We start from the raw sequence: 4,207 nt of genomic DNA on the forward strand, positions 1-4,207 counted from the left end.
GCAGGGTGCCATGCACAAACCGAGAACAACAAAACCAGGTGAGCGGTGAATCCGCGTCTGCAAATCATGTATAACCCCAAGGCAAACCTTGGCAATGGTAAGCCATCGACCTCGCGGCGAATAGCGCGACTGAACCGAACGCCAAACTAAAGCTATAGTTGACAACCACCGAGCCCCGGGGTATCTACTATCGCCCTAGTAAGGGTGATGCCGACGGAGACCATGAAGATTTCCCTCACCGATCGCGAAGCCGATGTCATGCAGGTGCTATGGGATCACGGCCCCTCGTTGGTCGCCGAAGTCCGCGCGCGATTGAGCGACGAGCTTGCCTATACGACAGTGCTCACCGTGCTGCGCACGCTCGAAGGCAAAGGTTATGTGGGGCACGAAGAAGAAGGGCGTGGACATCGCTACTTCGCCAGCGTCAAGCAGCAAGCCGCGCGCAAAAATGCCGTGCAGCATCTGACCAACAAGCTGTTCAAAGGCTCTGCGGAACTGCTCTTTTCGCACCTGGTGTCGGACCAGAAGCTCCCCCCTGAGCAGATACGCCGGATGCGGCAACTGCTGGCCGAGCACTCTGACAAGGAATCGTCGCGGTGATCGAGTGGATGATATATGTCGTCCTGGTCACCCTCACACTGAGTGCGGCGGCGCTTGCAGCCGAACGCGCCGCAAAGGTCCGCCGGGCCGCAACCCGGTGGGTATGGATCGCTTCGCTGATCGGCTCGCTGCTACTGCCAACGGTGATTGCCACCGCGTCGATCCGTCTTCCCAAGGCGCTTGCATCCAGTACGACGTCCACGTCCGCACCAATTGCCTTGCGCAACACCACCTCCATACCGATGCCACCGATGCTGCTCGATCTAGGTGACGCACAGGTGCATGAAGCATCTGTCCGCATGGATACCCTGATAAGCGACACCTGGATGGCGATCTCATTGCTGATGGCGCTAGCTCTTGTTGTGAGTTCCATGTTGTTGCATCGACGCAAGCGTGGCTGGCGCGAACGGATGCTGTGCAGTGAGCAGGTCCTGGTTGCATCCGACGCAGGGCCGGCAGTCATCGGTTTGTTGCGATCGCGCATCGTCGTGCCTGCATGGTTGCTGCAAGCGAGTGAAGCGCAGCAGCAATGCACAATCGCTCATGAACGCTCACACCTGCGCGCACATGATCCGCAACTCGTGGCGTTCGCCCTGATATTGCTGATACTGATGCCCTGGAACACACTGCTTTGGTGGCAATTCCATCGCCTGCGTCGTGCCATCGAGGTGGACTGCGATGCCCGGGTTCTGCAGGGTGGGCATGATGTCGGTACATATTGCGAAACGCTGATTCAGGTGGGTCAGCGACGGTCGAGGCGCATCGGCGTGGTGCCTGCGATGTCCGGCTCTGCATCATTCCTGGAACTGCGCATCCGACACATGTTACGCAAGCAGAAGAAATGGGCGCATGCGTCGGCAGCGGTGTTAATTTGTATTTCGCTGGGCATGGCAACCTTTGCAGCGCAGGTGACGCCACCCGACGCGACCTATCGAAACACGCATGGCATCGCCGAGCTGAGCAGCGACACGCTTGACCGCTACATAGGTTTCTATCAAAACGATTCCCTCTCGCTCATTACCGTGACGCGTGACGGTAATGGGCTTACCGTCAGCGTCAGTGGCGCGATGGGTGTTCCGAAGCCATTCCACATCGTTCCCATCAATGAGACTCGATTTGCCGTGGAGGGCGATAACCCTCTCGGCGTAGTTCCGTTCCCCGGTGACAAGGGCGCCGAACCCACCGTGGAATTCACCACGGACAACCATGGACGCGCCTTGCGGCTTGTCGCCAACCAGAACGGACACGTGATCTTCGACCAGCCGCGTATCGACAAGGCCGCTGCCGATCGGATCAATGACGCGCTTGCCACCCGCATCAAAATGCAGAAACCGTTCCCCGGCAGCGAGAAGGCGCTGCAATTGTTCCTCAGCGATCCCAACAGCAGGGCAGGCATGGGGGATAGCCTGGCCTGGGTGCGTGCTCATAACAAGGCAGCAAGAGAGAAGTTTCTTACCGAGCTAGGACCTGTCGAATCCTACACATTTAGGGGCGTCACCAAGTTCGGCGCGGATGACTACCTTGTCAAGCGTAAGCACGGCATGGAAACGGTATTGCTGATGCTTGACGGTCACGGAAACCTGGTAAGTGCTTTCCAATTCGATTCTCGCAGCCGGTTTGCCAAGATGGACCTCATCCCGGCGGCTTGACCGACACCCAGCCCGGACCCGATCCACCTGTGACCATGTCGCATGGCCGCCATGGAAGCCCTGTGCCGTTCTTTCCCTCTCAGGAGTGATGACGTGAAACATGCAGCACGACGCTACGCGCTCTTTCGATTGATCTCGATATGGCTTGCATTGGTTGTTTGTGTCGGAGGCGTTTCTCCGAATGCGCATTCCGCTGATGTGAAACCAGCTGCGCATACCGGCACACTGCAGGGTGCCCTCTATCGCATCGACATTCCTGCGAAATGGAACGGCGATCTCGTGATGATCATGCACGGCTACCAGCCAGCGGGCATACCGATAAAGTCGCCGATGACACCTGCCGACGTGACGCCGGTTTTTCTGAAACAAGGCTATGCCGTCGCACAAAGCCAATACACATCGCAAGGTTGGGCCGTGGGCGAAGCGATTGTCGACAACGAACGTCTTCGCCGCTATTTCATCCGTACCTTTGCTCATCCAGCCCACACCTATGTTTACGGCTTTTCGCTGGGCGGCCTGGAAACAGCGGCAAGTATCGAGCGCTACCCGCACGCTTACACAGGTGCGCTGATCGTATGCGGTGCAACCTTGCCGACACCGGAAACCGTGGCGCGAGTCCTGCTTACGCCCTTGGTGGCATTCGATGCACTGATTCCAGGCGTGCTCCCGGACCTGGCTGCTCCCGACTCGCCGGCATTCATTCCTCCGGATGTCTTTATCAAAGCACTACAAGCACATCCCAAAGAGGCCGCCTTGCTGGAAAAGCGGCTGCAGGAAACCCCCGAAACGCTGTCGACACTTTCGCTTTATTACATGGCACTGCGTGAACTCGAACGACGAGCCGATGGCATGCCCATGGACAACACGAAAACGGTCTATCACGGCTTTGGCGACGATGCGGAGTTCAACCGCCGGGTGCATCGCTATGCCGGCTCGCCTGCTGCAATGGCTTACGCCGCCCGCAACGTCACGTTGACCGGCCGCATCGACACATCGGTCGTGATGCAGTGGAACGCCTTTGATCCAACGATCCCTTCGCGATTTCATTCCCTCTATCCCGATCTGGTGCGTGCGGCAGGCAACGAGAAATGGATGACCGTTCTCCCGCCAGCTGGCCAAGGACATTGCAATTTCACAGACGCGCAGATCTCCACGGCATTCCATACGCTTGTTCACAAGGCGGGCGCCGAAGAACACTAGTGCAGGCAGCATCATGAGCTACACGCGCTACTCCAAAACGTAGATCTGGCTTATGCGACCCGCCTCAATACGTTTAATACGTTGTCTTGCCTTCATGTTTGTTGCCGCTCTCTCGATGCCCAGCAAAAGCATTTCCCATAGAGCGATCCCGCCCTTCCGGATCCGACGAACCCACCAGATTGTTACCGCTATAAACCAGAAAGCGCTTCATCTTTGATCTCGCTTGCTATTCGTCGGCCAAGGTCCGCAGTCGAAAGCGGACATGTCCCTCTCCGCATCAGGGATTCCAAGCATATCGTCCTTCGGCCAGTTTTCTGGCGCGGTGCGTCGTTGGAGCCAACTTGCCCGATGCCGCCGAGCACCATGCCGATAGAAGCGAGCATAATCCATTGCTTCAACATGGGTTCTTTGATCGACATCTAAGCGTGTCGCACTTGGCAACGACATAGCTATCTTGAAATGTCAGCTGCGATGTCCTGCTGACAAGACAGCAGTTGTAATTTCTCCCTAAGTCAAAGCAAGCCGCCACTCATTCGGTAGCCCGATAGCACGCTTCAAAAATGTGAAAGTATCCATCACGAGCGTGATCGCCTCCCTCAGCACGGATAACACGCCGCAAATGCGGCGATTGCAAATGAATAAACATCAATCGCCCCCACCGATTTCGTAATTGCGCCTTGCCCCGTGATCTTCCCAGTATCGATAGCTAGCGAGCACCGCGATGCCCGTGTACCGCATGAACACTCCAGTTCACCCAA

Annotated in this window: 3 protein-coding genes; all 3 read left to right on the plus strand. The window is 57.1% G+C overall.

Features of this window, described 5'->3' with window-relative positions; all coding sequences use genetic code 11:
- Window positions 1-222 precede the first annotated feature (222 nt).
- From VJR68_RS12375 to VJR68_RS12385, 3 genes are read left to right on the plus strand one after another with little or no spacing between them, the layout of a single operon-like run.
- Window positions 223-600, plus strand: a complete 378-nt coding sequence (locus VJR68_RS12375) for a BlaI/MecI/CopY family transcriptional regulator (protein ID WP_324148007.1) — start codon at window positions 223-225, stop codon at window positions 598-600.
- Window positions 597-2,249, plus strand: a complete 1,653-nt coding sequence (locus VJR68_RS12380; RefSeq protein ID WP_324148009.1) for a M56 family metallopeptidase — start codon at window positions 597-599, stop codon at window positions 2,247-2,249. The genes VJR68_RS12375 and VJR68_RS12380 overlap by 4 nt, the downstream gene beginning before the upstream one ends.
- A gap of 42 nt (window positions 2,250-2,291) precedes the next feature.
- Window positions 2,292-3,449, plus strand: coding sequence for a hypothetical protein (locus VJR68_RS12385; protein ID WP_324148011.1), 1,158 nt, complete (start codon window positions 2,292-2,294; stop codon window positions 3,447-3,449).
- Window positions 3,450-4,207: the final 758 nt, after the last annotated feature.

Source organism: Dyella sp., assembly GCF_035277725.1.
Classification (GTDB): domain Bacteria; phylum Pseudomonadota; class Gammaproteobacteria; order Xanthomonadales; family Rhodanobacteraceae; genus Dyella_B.

What these genes read in the sequence shown, in the direction of transcription:
- VJR68_RS12375 (WP_324148007.1), top strand. Translation starts at nt 223, where the DNA reads ATGAAGATTTCCCTCACCGATCGCGAAGCCGATGTCATGCAGGTGCTA.
- VJR68_RS12385 (WP_324148011.1), top strand. Translation starts at nt 2,292, where the DNA reads ATGGCCGCCATGGAAGCCCTGTGCCGTTCTTTCCCTCTCAGGAGTGAT.